16 protein-coding genes and 1 tRNA gene are annotated in these 16748 nt (G+C 66.6%); 11 read left to right on the forward strand and 6 right to left on the reverse strand.

Translation table 11 applies throughout. The features are described from left to right. The first annotated feature begins 10 nt into the window (after positions 1-10). The 5 genes from rplM (at position 11) to ACG3SL_RS08770 (ending at position 4812) form a co-directional block, all read left to right on the forward strand. Positions 11-490 carry a 50S ribosomal protein L13 gene (rplM, locus tag ACG3SL_RS08750; RefSeq protein ID WP_448664743.1) on the forward strand — a complete coding sequence of 160 codons (480 nt, stop codon included), beginning with the start codon at positions 11-13 and terminating at the stop codon, positions 488-490. After that, positions 490-1047 (forward strand): 30S ribosomal protein S9, encoded by a 558-nt coding sequence (gene rpsI / locus ACG3SL_RS08755; RefSeq protein ID WP_448664744.1) that lies wholly within the window; start codon positions 490-492, stop codon positions 1045-1047. Before rplM ends, rpsI begins: the two co-directional genes overlap by 1 nt. A gap of 235 nt (positions 1048-1282) precedes the next feature. Next, positions 1283-2971, forward strand: a complete 1689-nt coding sequence (locus tag ACG3SL_RS08760; protein WP_448664745.1) for a DUF1800 domain-containing protein — start codon at positions 1283-1285, stop codon at positions 2969-2971. Between the two features lie 14 nt (positions 2972-2985). Beyond that, positions 2986-4365, forward strand: coding sequence for a DUF1501 domain-containing protein (locus ACG3SL_RS08765; RefSeq protein WP_448664746.1), 1380 nt, complete (start codon positions 2986-2988; stop codon positions 4363-4365). A 93-nt stretch (positions 4366-4458) separates the two neighbouring features. Beyond that, a complete protein-coding gene (locus ACG3SL_RS08770) occupies positions 4459-4812 on the forward strand; it encodes a VOC family protein (RefSeq protein ID WP_448665099.1) in 354 nt (117 codons plus the stop codon). Between the two features lie 3 nt (positions 4813-4815). On the opposite strand, the gene ACG3SL_RS08775 is transcribed toward ACG3SL_RS08770, so the two are convergent. The 3 genes from ACG3SL_RS08775 to ACG3SL_RS08785 all read right to left on the reverse strand — a co-directional run bounded on the left by ACG3SL_RS08775 (position 4816) and on the right by ACG3SL_RS08785 (position 7877). Further along, positions 4816-5562, reverse strand: coding sequence for a metallophosphoesterase family protein (locus tag ACG3SL_RS08775; RefSeq protein WP_448664747.1), 747 nt, complete (start codon positions 5560-5562; stop codon positions 4816-4818). After that, a complete protein-coding gene (locus ACG3SL_RS08780) occupies positions 5559-6398 on the reverse strand; it encodes a diacylglycerol/lipid kinase family protein (RefSeq protein ID WP_448664748.1) in 840 nt (279 codons plus the stop codon). The genes ACG3SL_RS08775 and ACG3SL_RS08780 overlap by 4 nt, the downstream gene beginning before the upstream one ends. Before the next feature lie 600 nt (positions 6399-6998). Then, the gene (locus ACG3SL_RS08785) at positions 6999-7877 is read right to left on the reverse strand and encodes an N-acetylmuramic acid 6-phosphate etherase (RefSeq protein ID WP_448664749.1); all 879 of its coding nucleotides are present in this window, start codon (positions 7875-7877) and stop codon (positions 6999-7001) included. 113 nt (positions 7878-7990) lie between these two features. On the opposite strand from ACG3SL_RS08785, the gene nagA reads away from it, so the two are divergent. Then, positions 7991-9184, forward strand: a complete 1194-nt coding sequence (gene nagA, locus ACG3SL_RS08790; protein ID WP_448665100.1) for an N-acetylglucosamine-6-phosphate deacetylase — start codon at positions 7991-7993, stop codon at positions 9182-9184. 152 nt (positions 9185-9336) lie between these two features. Here the strand turns inward: nagA and ACG3SL_RS08795 are convergent, their stop codons facing one another. Continuing rightward, complete coding sequence (locus ACG3SL_RS08795; RefSeq protein WP_448664750.1) at positions 9337-10200, reverse strand: BadF/BadG/BcrA/BcrD ATPase family protein; 864 nt, start codon at positions 10198-10200, stop codon at positions 9337-9339. A gap of 89 nt (positions 10201-10289) precedes the next feature. Next, positions 10290-11207 carry a LysR family transcriptional regulator gene (locus tag ACG3SL_RS08800; protein WP_448664751.1) on the reverse strand — a complete coding sequence of 306 codons (918 nt, stop codon included), beginning with the start codon at positions 11205-11207 and terminating at the stop codon, positions 10290-10292. A 124-nt stretch (positions 11208-11331) separates the two neighbouring features. On the opposite strand from ACG3SL_RS08800, the gene ACG3SL_RS08805 reads away from it, so the two are divergent. The 3 genes from ACG3SL_RS08805 to ACG3SL_RS08815 all read left to right on the forward strand — a co-directional run bounded on the left by ACG3SL_RS08805 (position 11332) and on the right by ACG3SL_RS08815 (position 14064). Continuing rightward, entirely contained in the window at positions 11332-12384 is a 1053-nt protein-coding gene (locus tag ACG3SL_RS08805; protein ID WP_448664752.1) for an NAD(P)-dependent alcohol dehydrogenase, read from the forward strand. A gap of 176 nt (positions 12385-12560) precedes the next feature. After that, positions 12561-12634 (forward strand) — tRNA-Gly (locus ACG3SL_RS08810). A gap of 197 nt (positions 12635-12831) precedes the next feature. Continuing rightward, positions 12832-14064, forward strand: coding sequence for a tyrosine-type recombinase/integrase (locus ACG3SL_RS08815; RefSeq protein WP_448664753.1), 1233 nt, complete (start codon positions 12832-12834; stop codon positions 14062-14064). A gap of 65 nt (positions 14065-14129) precedes the next feature. Here the strand turns inward: ACG3SL_RS08815 and ACG3SL_RS08820 are convergent, their stop codons facing one another. After that, positions 14130-14429, reverse strand: a complete 300-nt coding sequence (locus tag ACG3SL_RS08820) for a PIN domain-containing protein (protein ID WP_448664754.1) — start codon at positions 14427-14429, stop codon at positions 14130-14132. Between the two features lie 455 nt (positions 14430-14884). Here ACG3SL_RS08820 and ACG3SL_RS08825 point away from each other — a divergent pair, with 455 nt between their 5' ends. Together ACG3SL_RS08825 and ACG3SL_RS08830 are read left to right on the forward strand one after the other, a co-directional pair. Beyond that, positions 14885-15379: a DUF427 domain-containing protein gene (locus ACG3SL_RS08825; RefSeq protein WP_448664755.1), complete on the forward strand. Its 495-nt coding sequence runs from the start codon at positions 14885-14887 to the stop codon at positions 15377-15379. Between the two features lie 4 nt (positions 15380-15383). Then, on the forward strand, positions 15384-16712 hold the full coding sequence (locus tag ACG3SL_RS08830; RefSeq protein ID WP_448664756.1) for an ABC1 kinase family protein: 1329 nt from the start codon (positions 15384-15386) through the stop codon (positions 16710-16712). Positions 16713-16748 lie beyond the last annotated feature (36 nt).

Here is a 16748-nt window from a genome sequence, read left to right on the forward strand (position 1 = left end):
GTCCGGCCCCATGAAGGCGCTGTTGAAGACCACCAAGTCGGTAAAGCCGACCGAGGTGGAGAAGAAGTGGCATATCGTCGATGCCGAAGGTCTGGTCGTCGGCCGTGCCGCAGTGGTGATCGCTAACGTCCTGCGCGGCAAGCACAAGACGAGCTTCACTCCCCACGTCGATTGCGGTGACAATGTCATCGTCATCAATGCGGACAAGGTCCGTTTCACCGGCAAGAAGCTGTCGCAGAAGGTGTATTACAAGCACACCGGCTACGCAGGCGGCATCAAGGAAATCACCGCAGCCAAAGTGCTGGACGGTCGTTTCCCCGAGCGCGTGCTCGAAAAGGCCGTTGAGCGCATGATCCCGCGCGGCCCGCTGGGTCGCCAGCAGATGCGCAACCTGCGCATCTTCGCCGGCACGGAGCATCCGCACGCCGCGCAGAACCCCGAAGTCCTGGATATCGCTGCCATGAGCCGCAAGAACAAGGTGGGCGCATAATGTCTGACAACCGCCAGTCCCTTTCCGATCTGGGCGCGATCGCCCAGGGCGAGCAGGCCGTCGCCGCCAACGCCCACACTGCGTCCGAAGTGCGCGCCGACGATTACTTGGCCGGCAAGCTCGAAGAGCCGTCGACCCCCGCGCCGCTGCGTGCGCAGGAACTCGACAAGTATGGCCGCGCCTATGCGACCGGCCGCCGCAAGGACGCCGTTGCACGCGTGTGGATCAAGCCGGGCACCGGCAAGATCACGATCAACGGCCGCGACCAGGAAATCTATTTCGCGCGTCCGACGCTGCGTCTCGTCATCAACCAGCCCTTCGGCGTTGCCGAGCGGACCGGTCAGTATGACGTTATCTGCACCGTCAAGGGCGGCGGGCTTTCGGGCCAGGCCGGCGCAGTCAAGCACGGCATCAGCCAGGCATTGACCAAGTTCGAGCCGATCCTGCGCGCGCCCGTCAAGGCCGCCGGCTTCCTGACCCGCGACAGCCGCGCCGTCGAGCGTAAGAAGTACGGCAAGGCGAAGGCCCGTCGTAGCTTCCAGTTCTCGAAGCGCTAAGCGGTTCTTTCGAACAAACGCATGGGGCGGTCCGGCAACGGGCCGCCCTTTTGCTATGGGCGCGCGCGCATGGGATCGGTCACCCGGGCCGGCGCGGATCGCGCACGCCCAAAAACCGCCCCGTGCCACCCCCGTTAAAACCCCTTAAGTACTTCCACAGACTATAGAATATTAACCAATATACTATTCACATCACCACTGGATACGCCAAGCGTAGCGGGGCGGAGGAACGTCAGTGGGTATTGCTTATCATCGAGCGTTGCTGTGTGCGGCGCTGTTTTCTGCACTTGCGGGGTGTGGCGGCGGAAGCGGCGGTGGCGGCGCGACGGGCGGCGGGGTGGTTTCACCCGCGCCGACGTCGACACCGGCCCCGGTCGGCCTGACCGAAGGCGAGGCTGCGCGGTTGGCGAAGCAGGCCAGCTTTGGCCCCACCCCCGCGCTGGTCGCGCGGATCAAGGAACTCGGAGTCGATCGCTGGCTGGACGAACAGTTCGCCGCAACCGGCAGCACCTATGCCGATATCGCCGCCGGCGCAGTTCGCCGCGATTTCTGCCCTAACAACGACACGCTGTGCGCACGCCAGCATTTCTCGCGCATCCCGGTGGCGATGCGCTTCTACGCCGATGCGATCTCCGGCAACGATCAGTTGCGGCAGCGAGTCGCGTTCGCGCTGGGGCAGATGATCGTCGCATCCGAGACGGAAGTGAACTCCACTGCCGGCATCGCCGCGTTCAACCAGATCTTCGTCGACAACGCCTTCGGCAACTATCGCGACATCCTCCAGCGCGTGACGATGAGCGGCTATATGGGCGATTATCTCGACATGGCGGACAGCAACAAGTCCGGCCCATCCGAGAATTTCGCACGTGAACTCCTGCAGCTCTTCTCGATGGGGCCGGACCAGCTCAACATGGACGGCACGCCCAAGCTGGACGCCGGCGGCGCGCGCATCCCAAACTACGGGGCGGACGATATCCGCGGCGTGGCGCGCGCGCTCACCGGCTGGACCTATGCCCGGCTGGGCGGGGCAGCGATCACCGATGGCAATGCGCGCGACTATTCGCAGCCGATGATCGCCGTCCCCGCGCGCTACGACACCACGGCAAAGACCTTCCTCGGCACCACGGTGCCCGCCGGGGCGACCCAGGAGGCCAGCGTCGCCGCCGTGGTCGATGCGGGGTTCAACGCCGCCTCCACGGCGCCGCGCGTGTCACAGTTTCTGATCACTCATCTGGTGACGCCCAATCCCAGCCAGGCCTATGTCGGACGCGTCGCGGCGGTTTTCGCCAATAACGGCAATGGCGTACGCGGCGACCTGAAGGCCGTGGTGCGCGCGATCCTGACCGACGCCGAGGCGCGCGGCACCCCCACCGGCGCTGCCGGCAAGGTCAAGGAGCCGATACTGCTAATGACCGGGCTGGTGCGCGCGATCGGTTTCAACACCGACGGCTATCTGCTGAGCACCCGGGACAGCGGCATTGGCCAGCCGGTGATGCGTGCGCCATCCGTCTTCAATTTCTATCCGCCCGACTATCCCTTGCCAGGATCGACTACGCTCAAGAGCCCGGCGTCGAAGCTGCTCAACACGTCGAACGTGCTGCGCTGGCACAATCTGGTGTATGACTGGACGATCGCAGGGGATGCGAACCGCGCGGAATATTCCCTCGATTCAGGGCTGACCGGCTCCTCGCTCAGCCAGCCACTATGGTCGGGATGGGAGGCGTTCGGCACCGACCTGGATGGGATGATCGCCCGCATCGACCTGTTGCTGTTCGCCAATTCCCTGTCGCAGCAGCACCGGGACGCGCTGAAGGCGGCGGGAACGCCGATCACCAACGCAGACCCGCTGTTACAGGCGCGCAGGCGCGCGCAGACCTTGCTCTACATCGCGGCATCGAGCCCGCTGTTCCTCGTCGATCGATAAGGGAGCCGACGCACATGACCTTGTCCCGTCGCGATTTCGTTCGCCTCGTCGCCGGCACCGGCACGATGGCCGCAATCGGCCAACTCGGCCGCACCTCCGCCATGGCCGCGCCCAATGGCAGCTACCGTGCCATGGTCGGCATTTTCCTGTTCGGGGGAAATGACGGGTGGAACATGGTGATCCCCACCGATACGCGGCATGCAGCCTATCTCGCCGCGCGCGGCAGCGTGGGGATCAAAGCCTCGCAGCTGACCGCTCTGACGGGCACCAGCTATGCGCTGCATCCCGCAATGGCCGCGCTGCGCCCGCTATGGGACGAAGGCAGCCTTGCGCTCGTGCTGAACGCGGGCACGCTGTTCGCGCCGCTTACCAAGGCGACGTACCAGAGCCGCGCCGACCTGCGCCCCACCAACCTGTTGAGCCATTCGGACGAGCAGGCGCATTGGCAAGGGATGCGCGCCCGCGACACCAACGTCGATGGCTTTATGGGCCGGATCGCCGATCGCATCGCGACAGGCGCGACGCCGCCCCTCATCTCGCTTTCCGGCTCGAACCTCGCGACGCTGGGGCAGACCAGTTCGGTGCTGGTCCTGCCCTCCACCGGCACGATGGTGCGCAGCGGCTATGTCCAAGGGGGCGCTGCGGCGAACCAGGCGAAGAACGCCGCCATCGACGCCCTGGCCAGTGGCGCAAGCTATGGCGCCGTCACCGATGCTACCGCGCGCGACATTTCGGGCGCCTATGGTCAGGCGGTCAACGCCAACGCGCTGCTGACCGCCAGCAATGCGCTGGACGGGTATTTCACCAACCCCACTACCGGCGCGGTGCTGACGAGCGACATCGCCCGCCAATTGATGCGCGTGGCGCGGATGATCGACGCGCGCGGCACGCTGGGGCATAACCGCCAGACCTTCTTCGCCAGCCAGGGCGGATACGATACCCATGCCAGCCAGACCGGCGGCGGGAACAACGATACCGGCAACCACGCCAGCCTGCTTGCCGATCTGGCGATGGCGATGGCCGGATTCCACCGGGCGATGGCATCGATCGGCATGGCGGAAAATGTCACCGCGTTCACGATGAGCGATTTCGGCCGGACCTATCGGGGCAATGCCCAGAACGGCACCGACCATGCGTGGGGAAGCAACCATCTGGTGATGGGTGGCAATGTCGCGCCCGGCGGCATATTCGGCGCCTATCCCGATCCCGTGCTGGGCGGCGCCAGCGACGTCAGCAGCGAAGGCCGCTTCGTCCCCGCCGTGGCGCAGGAGGAATATATCGGCGCGATCGCCCGCTGGCACGGCGTCAGCGCCGCCGACATGCCCTATGTCTTCCCGAACTGGACGACCTGGAGCACGGGCGGGCGCGGGCCGCTTGGTTTATTTCGGAGTTAACACCATCTTGCTTTGAATAAACTCCCGATCGAGCGTAGCATTTAGCACCGATGGGGAGGGCTTATGGCAAACATGTACCGTCTAACACCGTTCATGCACGTGCCAGACATCGAAGAGTCCTTGCGTTTTTTTACAATTATTCTGGGATTTACCTGCCGTTTCCGAACCGCCGACTATGCCTATGTCCAGCGTGACACAATCGCGTTCCGGCTGCGGCAGAATATCGGCGACGACGGTGCCCCGCCGGGAAACCGCCGCTATTGCTATTATGTCGATGTGCGCGACGTTGACGCGATCGCCGCCGAACTCGGGCCGCACATCCCCTTGCTCAACGACGGCGACGTCCATGGTCCGGTCGACCAGCTATGGGGCCAGCGCGAACTGCTGGTGATCGCACCCGACGGCAACATGATCGTGTTCGGACAAGACGTGGCGGTGAAGCACTGATCGTTACAGCGCGACGCTCGCCTCGCCCTTGAAGCGCGCGATGGTCTGGAAACCATGGTCCGTCACGCGGATTTCGTTGAACGACGGCGGCTGGCTGCGCACCCGTTCGGACAGCGTGCCCGCACCGATCAGCCGCACCGTCCTGTCGCCCACCTTATGCTCGATGTCGAAGGGATCGTGGACATGCCCGGTCAGCACGGCATCGACGCCCGCACTCGCCAGCGCCTCCAGCGCCCGTCGCCCGCGCCGGGTGCGCGAACTGGCCTGCGTCCCCGCCTCGATCAGCGGGTGATGCGCGGCGACGAACACCAGCCCGTCGGTCGGCGCGGCTTCGACCAGCGCGAGCGTGCGTTGCAGCGAACGGATGCTCACATGTCCTTTGGACCAGTTGAGCCGCAACTGCGCGCGCGCCGTCGTCTTTAGCGGGACCACCGCCACGCCGCGTATGTCCAGCGGCCGCTCGATCATCCGCTCGATCGCGCGATAGCGTTTGTACGGCGCCACCAGCCGCGCCCAGGGATTGAAATAGGGCAAGTCGTGGTTGCCGACTTCCACCGTCACCGGGCGCTTCAGGCTCTCCAGCCACGCGCCCGCCGCCGCAAACTCGCTGGCGCGGGCGCGCATCGTCAGGTCGCCGGTCATGATGATCGCGTCGGGCTGTTCCTCGGCCACGACGCGCCCGAACCAGTCGACCGCCTCGCGATCCTCGCGCCCGAAATGGACGTCGCTGACGTGGAAGAAGCGGGTCACGCAGCCTGCTCCGTTCGCGTGGACAGGAAGCGCTCCCGGCTCTTACCCGCTGCGATGGGCACGCCGGGCGCAAGCGTCACCGGCTCGCCGTCGAAAAGCGCCAGCACCGGGCGGCGGCCGCGTACCTGCAGCGTCGCGGTGCGCGCCTCGCTTACCGCACGCGCGGCGATCCAGTCGCCCGTGACCCATTCCCAGCCGAGCTGCGCGATCGCGCCCCAATCGCGCGCATCGACGGCGGCGACATGCAGGCTGCCTAGATCGGGCGTGACGAACACCGCCTGATAGCGTTCGCGCAGGCCCGCAGCGCCCGCGATGCGGATGCCGCGTTCGCCAAAGGTCCGCCGCCACGCGGCCCGCGCAGCCCCAATCAGCCGCCGAAACCGCCCCTTGCGCACTGCCTCCCGCGCGCGCGCCCAGGCAGCGGCAGGCCCCAGGATCAGCCCGACAAAGGCCCGGTGCGGCCCCGCCTCGACATAGGGCAGCGCGACCCGGCGGGCGGCCAGATGCGCGGCGTGGACGATCTTTTGCGGATCGAGTTCGTTGTGCAGCGCCTTGGCCAGCAGGTTCATCGTGCCGCCCGGCAGGATCAGGAACGCCCCCTCCCACGACGCCAGCGCACACAGCGCCGCATTGATCGTGCCGTCACCCGCGAACAGCACCACGGTATCCACCCCCGCCGCGTCGAGCGCCGCCCCGTCGGGCAGCGGCTCGGCGGGAAACCGGGTGCGCCCCGCGAGCGTCAGGCCGCGCTCGGTGAACACCGCCTCCAGCGCGTCGCATTTGGGCTGGGACGTGGTGCCGGAATTCGGATTGGTGATGAACCAGAGCGTTTGCATGGCCGAGGAAACGCGCGAACTGCACTTTGGTCGCGCCTGCGTAACGAAATTCGGGCGGAGGGTCTGAAATTTGGGAGGATCGAAGCTGCTCACTATCGAACCCCCTCGAACAAGATTATGCTGCATGAGTGAAGCGAGCTTACATCTTGCCGATGACTTGCATGTTGCTTGGGGCAGCGCCTGCGCCACAGGCTGTCGATGCGTGGCAGGAATGGAATCTCGATCTGAAAGCACAGTGCCCCAGCCGGCATGTCGATTGGATGGGCGGCCAGGGCTATGACGAATTCCTGGGGTCGTTCTATGCCACGCTTTCGAAAGCGGAGCGGCGCGCCATGGGGAAATTGGCCGACTATTCCCGCTCCTGTCCGCACGAAACTGCGGGTTTTTCCTGTGAAATGCGAGCAAATGTCGCAGCAGCACAACGCTTAGGACTACTTGCGTTACTCACATCCTTCGCCTGCAAGGCCGTGACGTGCGATGAGCCTGGATTGTGCAGTCTCGATCCCCCCCAAAAAAGCCATCGGCGGCTATCCGCCAACCTCGGCCACTCAGGCGCGCTAACCAACAGCCGCCGCTTACAGGTTCAGCTCCTATAGCGGATTACGCCGCACCCATCGCGCGCCCCAAATCTCCGCCGTGCGCGGCGAGGAGCGCCGTCGCTGGCTCGGGGGCCAGTCCGCCCGCCACCAGCACCGCGGTCTTTATGTCGCGCCCCGCCGCCTCCAGCGCCGCGCGCGCGCTCGCGTCGTCGACTCCCGCAATGTCGCGCACCATCGCGGCGCCGCGCACCGCCAGCTTGGCGTTGGAAATCCGCATATCGACCATCAGCCCGCGATGGACATGCCCCAGCCGCAGCATCGTCGCGGTCGAGAGCAGGTTGAGCACCGCCTTTTGCGCGGTCCCCGCCTTCATCCGGGTCGATCCGGCGACCAGTTCGCTGCCGGTATCGGCCAGGATCGGATGTTCGGCGGCCGCCAGCAGCGGCGTGCCGGCGTTGTTGGCAACCGCGATGGTCAGCGCGCCAGCCGCGCGCCCCGCCTCGACGGCCGCGATCGTATAGGGCGTGCGCCCGCTGGCGGCGACGCCGATCACGATGTCGTCCGGCCCCACGTCCGCCGCCGCGATCTCGGCCCGCGCCGCCTCGCGATCGTCCTCCGCCCCCTCGACCGCGCGCAGGAACGCGCCGGGGCCGCCCGCCATCAGATATACCAGCCGCGCATCGGGCCAGCCAAAGGTGGGGCCAAGCTCCACGCCGTCCTGCACTGCGATCCGCCCCGAGGTGCCCGCGCCGGCATAGACCAGCCGCCCCCCGCGCCGCAGCCGTTCCGCCGCCGCTTCCGCCGCCGCCGCGATCGCCGCCTCCTGCCCGCGCAGCGCGGCGACGGCGGCAAGTTGGCCCTCCAGCATCGCCTGCACCGCCAGCACGGTCGGCCAGCGATCGATTTCGACATAACGCGGATCAACGGTCTCGGTGGACATCCATGCCTCTTGTGCAACCCTTATGCATCATTAAGCGCGTTGGCCCGTTGGTCGCCATCGCATACTTTGACGCACAACAATAACGGGGAGCTATAGTGTCGATCGACAGCGTGATGACGTGCGGGGCGGACGACGGCGCGGTGCGCGGCGGATCGTCGTTGCATGCGTTGACCGGCGCGACGATCGTGGCCGACGGGGCCGAGTTGGCCGGGCATGCGCTGTTGCTCGACGGGCCACGCATTTCCGCGCTGGTGCCCGAGGGCGATGTGCCGCACGGCTGCCCCCGCACCGATCTGGGCGGCGGCTGGCTGTTGCCAGGGTTCATCGATACGCAGGTCAATGGCGGCGGCGACGTGCTGTTCAACGACCGGCCCGATCTGGACGGCATCCGCGCCATCGCCGCCGCGCATCGCCGGTTCGGGACCACGGGGCTGCTCCCTACCCTTATCAGCGATACGCCCGAGGTGCTGGCTACTGCGCTCGATGCCATCGACGCCGCGATCGACGCCGGAGTGCCCGGCGTGCTGGGCATCCATGTCGAGGGGCCGTTCCTGAATGCGGACAAGCGCGGCATCCACAATGCCGGCCGCTTCCGCGCCATAGACGACGCGACGATCGCGCTGCTCACCCGCCCCGGCCCCGGCATTCGCCTCGTCACGCTCGCACCCGAGCTTGCTCCGCCGGGGGCGATCCGCGCACTGGTGGCCGGCGGCGTGATCGTCGCCGCCGGGCACAGCATGGCGAGCTATGCCCAGACCCGCGCCGCGCTGGACGAGGGGCTGCACGGCTTCACCCATCTGTTCAACGCGATGACGCAGTTGGGCAGCCGCGAGCCTGGCATGGTCGGCGCCGCGCTGGAGGATCGCATGAGCCATTTCGGGCTGATCGTCGACGGGCTGCATGTCCATCCCGCCGCGCTCCGGGTGGCGATCGCAGCGCGCGGCATCGACGGCGCGATGCTCGTCACCGACGGCATGCCCCCGGCGGGCGGCACGCGGGACACGTTCGACCTGATGGGCACCCGCATCCACCGCGACGGCGCGGCGATGCGCGGTCCCGATGGTACGCTGGCCGGATCGGCGCTGACGATGGCGGACGCCGTGCGCAACGCCGGTGACATGCTAGGGCTGACGCGCACCGCCGTATCGGCGATGGCGAGCGGCAATCCCGCGCGCTTCCTGCGGATCGCCGGACGTACCGGCACCATCGCGCCGGGCCTGTCCGCCGATCTGGTCCATATGGACGCCCAGCGCCGCGTCACCCGCAGCTGGATCGGCGGCGTCCTTTTGGAAGCTGGGGAGGTTTAGAGCCTGTTTGGAAATGCGCCGAGGCGCATTTCGCGGTGCCGGCCCGCTCCCCCGCCCGGCCACCCAACGGCAGTATTCTATGGGTGGCCGGGCGGGGGAGCGGGCCGGCACCGCCTTGAAATTCGCTCTTTCGCGAATTTTCAAAACGACTCTTAACCCGCTACGAACCCCGCGATGCGCAGCGCGCCGTCCAGCGGATCGCCCAGCGGTTCGCTCAGCCGCGCGACGGTGCGTGCGCGCAGCCATGGGCGCATCCGCCGCGACAGCCCGCCCGCCAGCGCGCAGGCCGGCGCGCCCTTGTCGAACACTGTCTCGATAAAGCGCTCGACGTGCAGCGCGGCGTCCTCGACGATCGAGCGGGCGATGGCGTCGTCCGCCTCGGCATAATCCATCACGATCGGCGCCAGCGCGGCATAGTCGCGCGGCGTCGCGGCATCCATCCAGGCGATGGCACGCGCCGTGTCATGCCCGAACCGCTCCGATACGGCGGTGCTCAGCGGCGTGCGCTGGCTGCGCCCGTCGAGCGCGCGGAGCGCATGGCGCACTGCGCTCAGCCCCAGCGCCGCGCCGCTGCCTTCGTCGGAGATCGGGAAGCCATAGCCGCCGATCGCGAAGTCGCGCCCGTCCACGCGCACCTGGGCGATGCTCCCGGTGCCGATCACCAGCGTCGCGCCATCCGCGCCGCCATGCGCGCCGACATTGGCGATCACCGAATCGGTCTCGTACGCGACCGAGGCGAAGGGGAAGGCAAGCGACGCCAGCCGATCGCGCACGCCGGGGCGCGAAATGCCCGCAATGCCCATCCCCGCCCGGATCGTCGCCACCGCCGCAGCATCCAGCCCCGCCTGCGCAATGGCCTGTCCGGCGACATCGGTAAGCGTCGCATGGAGCAGGTCCAGCCCGATCCGCGCGTTCGCCGGCCCCGTCTCGCCCGTGCCGATGATCGTGCCCGCGCTGTCGACCAGCCGGCTGCGACAATGGCTGCCCCCTGCGTCGATCCCTAGAAAATAGGCCATTTTCTGCCGTCCTCGAACCCGTTTGCCCGCTCTACGTTGGCGCCTGCGGGCGGGCAACGCGGCTATAGCCGGCGCGAATACCCCCGCGCTCAGACGGTTGAGGCTGCGCCCTGCCCACCCCGATAGCGCAGCCCCTCGACCAGCGCCGCGAACGCCGCCGTCGGCTGTCGCCGGCTCGGATAATATAGATGATAGCCGGGGAACGGCGGCGACCATTCAGTCAATACCGCCTCCAGCGTGCCGCTCTCCAGGCTCGACTGGACCAGCGTCTGCGGCAGATAGCCGATGCCGAACCCATCGCGCGCCGCCTCCAGGATCGGGAAGATCGACGAGAAGGTCAGTTGCCCCTCCACCCGCACGCGGCGCGCCCGCCCCTCCTGCTCGAACTCCCACGCATACAGCCCGCCATAGGTGGGCAGCCGCAGGTTCAGGCAGGCATGGCCGGTCAGTTCCTCCAGCGTGCGGGGCCGCCCCCGCGCCGCGAAATAGGCGGGCGACGCGACGGCCAGCATGCGCTCGTCGGGGCCGATCGGAACGGCCACCATGTCCTTCGCCACGATCTCACCAAAGCGCACGCCTGCGTCGAAGCGCTCGGCAACGATGTCGGTCAGCGTATAGTCGGTGACGACCTCGACCCGGATTTCGGGATGCGCGGGCAGGAAGCGGCGCAGTGCGGGCCACACCACGGCGCGCATCGAATGTTCGTCCGCCGTGATCCGCACTGCCCCCGCTGGACGATCGCGCAGCGCCCCCAGTCCCGCGACCTGCGCGTCGATCGCATCGAAGCTGGGGCCCAGCGTCTCCAGCAATTGCTCGCCCGCATCGGTGGGCGTGACGCTGCGCGTCGTCCGATTGAGCAGGCGAAGGCCCAGCCGCTCCTCCAGCGCGCGCATGCTGTGGCTGAGCGCCGAAGGGGTGACGCCCAGCTTGGCCGCCGCCCGCGTGAAGCTCCGCTCGCGCGCCACTGTCAGGAACGCCGCCAGATCGCCCAGATGCTGCCTGTTCATTGCTGAGCTCCGTTCACAACACCATGCAGATAATGCCCCCTAATCGCGGGAGCGCGCGATGACTACCTTCCGCGCGGGCCACCCCCGGCAGCCACACCATCCCTACGCAACAGGAAGCTCCTTCATGACCGTCCAAGCCTATGGCGCCTATGCCGCCGACAAACCGCTCGAGCCCATCGCCATCGAGCGTCGCGATCCCGGCGCGCACGACGTCCAGATCGACATCGCCTTTTGCGGCGTGTGCCACTCGGACCTCCATCAGGTCCGCTCCGAATGGGCCGGCACGCTCTATCCGTGCGTACCGGGGCACGAGATCGTCGGCCGCGTCAGCGCAGTGGGCAGCGACGTCGCCACGTTCCAGGTCGGCGACCTGGTCGGCGTCGGCTGCATGGTCGACAGCTGCCAGCATTGCGCCGCGTGCGACGAGGGGCTTGAGCAATATTGCGAGAACGGCTTTGTCGGCACCTATAACGGCCCCACCGCCGATGCGCCGGGCCACACGCTGGGCGGCTATTCGCAGCGTATCGTCGTCAGCGACAAGTTCGTGCTGAAGATCCGGCATAGCGAAGACCAGCTTCCCGCCGTCGCGCCCCTGCTGTGTGCGGGCATCACCACCTGGTCGCCGCTGCGCCACTGGAAGGTGGGGCCGGGCAAGAAGGTCGGCATCGTCGGCATCGGCGGGCTCGGCCATATGGGCGTAAAGCTCGCCCATGCGCTGGGCGCGCATGTCGTCGCCTTCACCACCTCGGAAAGCAAGCGCGCCGACGCGCTGGCGCTGGGCGCTGATGAAGTGGTGGTCTCACGCAATGGCGACGAAATGGCCGCGCACGCGAACAGCTTCGACTTCATCCTCGATACGGTGGCCGCCAGCCACGACCTCGACGCCTTCACCGCGCTGCTGAAGCGCGACGGCACGCTGACGCTGGTCGGTGTGCCCGAGCACGCCCACCCCTCCCCCAACGTCGCGGCGCTGATCTTCAAGCGGCGCTCGATCGCCGGCTCGCTGATCGGCGGCATCGCCGAGACGCAGGAAATGCTCGATTTCTGCGCCGAACACGGCATCGTCGCCGAAATCGAGATGATCCGCATCGACGAAATCGAAACCGCCTATGAACGGATGCAGCGCAGCGACGTGAAGTACCGCTTCGTCATCGACAACGCGACGCTGGCGGGCTGAGGCACGCCGGGGCCGACGGCGACTCGCCGGCCCCCGCTGGCGCGCAGGGCAACCCGAAACCGCGCCGCATTATCTCCGTTGACGCCACCGCCGGAAATAGGGCAGTGAGCCCCTGTCGCGCTGCGGGATAGCAACATCGTTGCATCCCGCGCCGGCCGATCGGCGAACGCCGATATGCGGGTGTAGCTCAATGGCAGAGCAGAAGCTTCCCAAGCTTACGACGAGGGTTCGATTCCCTTCACCCGCTCCATTTTCCGATCTCACGAAATCCCACAGAGCTTTGTAAACCGCGGAAATCTGCGGTATTTTTCGGGTCTTCCGGCTCGTGACCGCTCGTCCCGTCCCATGAAAGCGCAAGCGCAGGTGGGGCCTTCTCAAAAATCGCGGGCCCCATTTTTTTGCACGAGGCCCCAAAGTGGTGGGGCCTCGGGATGAGAGGCCCGAACCATGCCGTTGAGTGATATGGCAATCCGCAAGGCCAAGACCCGCGAAAAGGCCTACAAGCTTTATGACGAGCTGGGCCTCTACCTCATCGTGTCGCCGTCCGGCTCCCGCCTCTGGCGGATGAAGTTCAAACACCGTGACCTGGAGAAGAAGCTTAGCTTCGGCTCCTACCCGGAGGTCAGCCTGCGCGACGCGCGTAAACTGCGCGATGACGCGCGCGATGTCCTTGCCGAAGGGAAGGACCCCGTCCTGGAGAAGCAGCGCGAGAAACTCAGAAGCGAGGCGCTGGCGGAAAACACCTTTACCCGAGTCGCCCAGGAATATTGCTCGAAGCGGCGGCGCGACGGCGACAGGGCCTGGGCGCCCTCGACCGCTGCACGGTGTGAGTATCTTCTCAGCCTGCTCGATACCTCCATCGGCAAAATGCCCATCCATGAGATCGAGCCGATCGACGCCTTGGCCGCGATCCGGAAGATCGAGAAGCGCGGCAAGCTGGAAAGCGCGCGACGTACACTGCAGCTGGCCGGCGCCGTATTCCGCTATGCCGTCGCCACCGCCCGATTGAAGTCAGACCCGACGAGGGACCTACGCGGCGCGCTGCTGACACCAACCGTCACACATTATGGCGCAGTCACCGAGGCAAAGGACGTTGGCAAGCTGCTGCGTGCGATTGACTCCTATGAGGGCCAGGGCATGACCAAATGGGCGCTGCAGCTGGCGCCACACGTATTCGTGCGCCCTGGCGAACTGCGCCATGCGCGATGGGATGAGATCGACTTCGACGCCGCTGTCTGGACCATCCCGGCTGAGAAGATGAAGATGCGCAAACCGCATCACGTCCCGCTCTCGACCCAATCGATCGCCATCCTCCTGGAGATCCGGTCGATCACCGGCTCCAACGGCTATGTTTTCCCGTCGATGCGGTCCCGAACGCGACCGATGTCGGACAACACCCTCAACGCCGCACTCCGCCGATTGGGCTATGCCAGCAATGAAATGACGGCCCATGGCTTCCGCGCCATGGCGAGCACCTTGCTGAACGAGTCGGGCAAATGGTCCTACGACGCGATCGAACGCGCGCTGGCGCATGGCGATACCGACAAGGTTCGTGCGGCCTATCATCGCGGTACCCATTGGAAAGAGCGGGTAGCGATGGCGCAGTGGTGGTCGAACCTGCTCGACAGCCTGCGCAGCGGCGCCACGATCCTGCCCTTCCCGGGAGTGCGGGTCGGCTGAACGCCTTCGGTCACGCCGCGCCCGATCGCGCGCCGGTTTAGGTGTCTGTACGCGACACCGCACGCTTATTGGGCGGGGTCTTCCCAGGGATTGAGCAGCGGAACGCCGGTTGCAATGAAGTCGGCGGTGTTGCGGGTGACGACGGTGAGGCCGTGGACAAGGGCGGTGGCGGCGATCATTGCATCGCGTTCTGAGCGAGGATCGGGAACGTGGAGGGCTGCGCAGCGACGGGCCACCGCAGAATCAAGGTCGAGAATGTGATCCGCAAATCCGGGCATCACGGTCTTGTCCATCCAGCGACGGAGTGATTCTGCCTGCGCGTCATCCCGACGTTGCAGGCGAAGAATGCCGATTTCGAGTTCCATGACCGCTCCATTTTCCGATCTCACGACATCCCACAGAGCTTTGTAAACCGCGGAAATCTGCGGTATTTTTCGGGTCATCCGGCTCGTGACCGCTCGTCCCGTCCCATGAAAGCGCAAGCGCAGGTGGGGCCTTTTCGAGAATTTCGGGCCTGAATTTGGCGCGAGGCCCCACATCGGAGGTCCCTCATGCCGAAAGACCCGAACCATGGCTCTGGGCGGCATCATGATCTCCCTTCACAGCTCAAGGCGTCCCAAATCCTGACATAAGTAGCTGTTTTTGTGTCATAACCAACCCAGCCAGACCGACCAGATGGCACCGTGGTAAAGCGATGCATCCTCATCGAGACGCGCGCGGAGTCCATGGCAAATATGGTGGGTGAATCGTGCGGGCGCACACCCCATGTTCGCTCCATGGCAATCCCGACGTCACCGCTCGTGCTGCGGATCTCTTCGATATGAGGCCGCGCCCTGATCCCGTAGGCCCTGGACAGGAGAGCGTCTGGTCGTTCCCTCGCCCGGCGATCGCGGAGCCCGCAACTGCGCGGATCGTGATCGAGCATCACGGGCTCACCATCGCCGACACCCGCGCCGCGGTTCGGACGCTGGAGACCAGCCACCCGCCCAACTATTACATCCCGCACGCGGACATCGCCGCAGACGTGCTGCGCCGCGCGGACGGCAGCTCGTTTTGCGAATGGAAGGGCGCCGCGACCTACTGGGATGCCGTCATCGACGGCGTCGTGCTGTCGCGCGTCGGCTGGAGCTATGGCAACCCTACCCCGCCCTTCGCATCGCTGCGCGACCATGTTGCCTTCTATGCCGCCCCGTTCGATCGCTGTACCGTCGATGGTGAGGTGGTGACACCGCAGCCCGGCGACTTTTACGGTGGCTGGATCACGTCGCGCGTCGCCGGCCCCTTCAAGGGCGCGCCCGGCAGCAGGGGTTGGTGAAAAGATGCGCGACGACGAGGTCAACCAGCCCAACCGCGCGATTCCGCAAGGACGGCTTTCAAGGCTCGGTCAGTTTGGCCGACTGGCGGGCGGCGTGGCGGGCGGCATGCTGGCGGAGGGCGCCCGGCGGCTCGCGGCCGGGGAGCGGCCGACGATGGGCGATCTCGTCCTGACGCCCGGGAATGCCAAACGCTTCGCCGATCGCCTGTCGCACCTGCGCGGGGCGGCGATGAAGCTCGGCCAGATGATCTCGCTCGACGCCGGCGATCTCCTGTCGCCCGAGCTTTCGGGGATCCTCGCCACGCTCCGCAACCAGGCGTACCGGATGCCGCCGGCGCAATTGAACGCGGTCCTGAAAAAGGAATGGGGCGACGATTGGCGGCGGCGGTTCGCGCATTTCGACGCGTCGCCGATCGCTGCCGCGTCGATCGGACAGGTCCACCGCGCGACGCTGCCCGATGGCCGCACACTTGCGATCAAGGTCCAGTATCCGGGCGTTCGCGAGAGCATCGGGTCCGACGTCGACAATGTTGCGACGCTGCTGCGCGTATCCAATCTTCTGCCCGCCTCGCTCGATCTCAAGCCGTTGCTCGCCGAGGCCAAGCGCCAGCTCACCGAAGAGGCCGATTATATCCGCGAGGGGCAGCAGATGCGCGCCTATGCCGAGCGGCTGCGCGGCGATGCCCGCTATGTCGTTCCCGCGCTCCACGAGGCGCTGACGACCACCAACGTGCTCGCGATGGATTTCATCGAAGGGCGGCCCATCGAGACGCTGGAGAGCGCCGCGCAGGACATTCGCGATCAGGCAATGACGTCGCTGATCGATCTGGTGCTGCGCGAGCTGTTTGCGTTCGGCGTGATGCAGACCGATCCCAATTTCGCGAACTATCGCTGGCAACCCGAGACCGGCGCGCTCGTGCTGCTCGATTTCGGGGCGGCGCGCGCCGTGCCTGCCGAAACGACCGCCGCATACCGCACCCTGATCGAGGCGGGGCTCGCCCATGATCGCGACCGTATCCGCGAGATCGCGGTGGCGACGGGCTTTCTCGGCGCGCAAGCGGCGGCGGCGCATCGCCCGGCGGTGGATCGCATGATCGCCGCGATCGACGACACGATGGGCCGCCCCGGTCCGTTCGATTTCTCCGACCGCGCCTTCGTGCCCGTCGTGCGCGCGGAGGCACAAGCGCTGGTGCGGGATCGCTCCACGTGGCACGTGCCCGATGTCGAGACGCTCTTCGTCCAGCGAAAGGTCAGCGGAACCGCGCTGCTCGCCGCCCGGTTGAAGGCGAAGGTTGACCTCACCGGGCTGGCGGCGGCTGCGATCGCGGGCTGACGCCGGATTCTGGAACGCCCCGCCGCCGTTCTCGCG

The organism is Sphingomonas degradans (genome assembly GCF_053502645.1).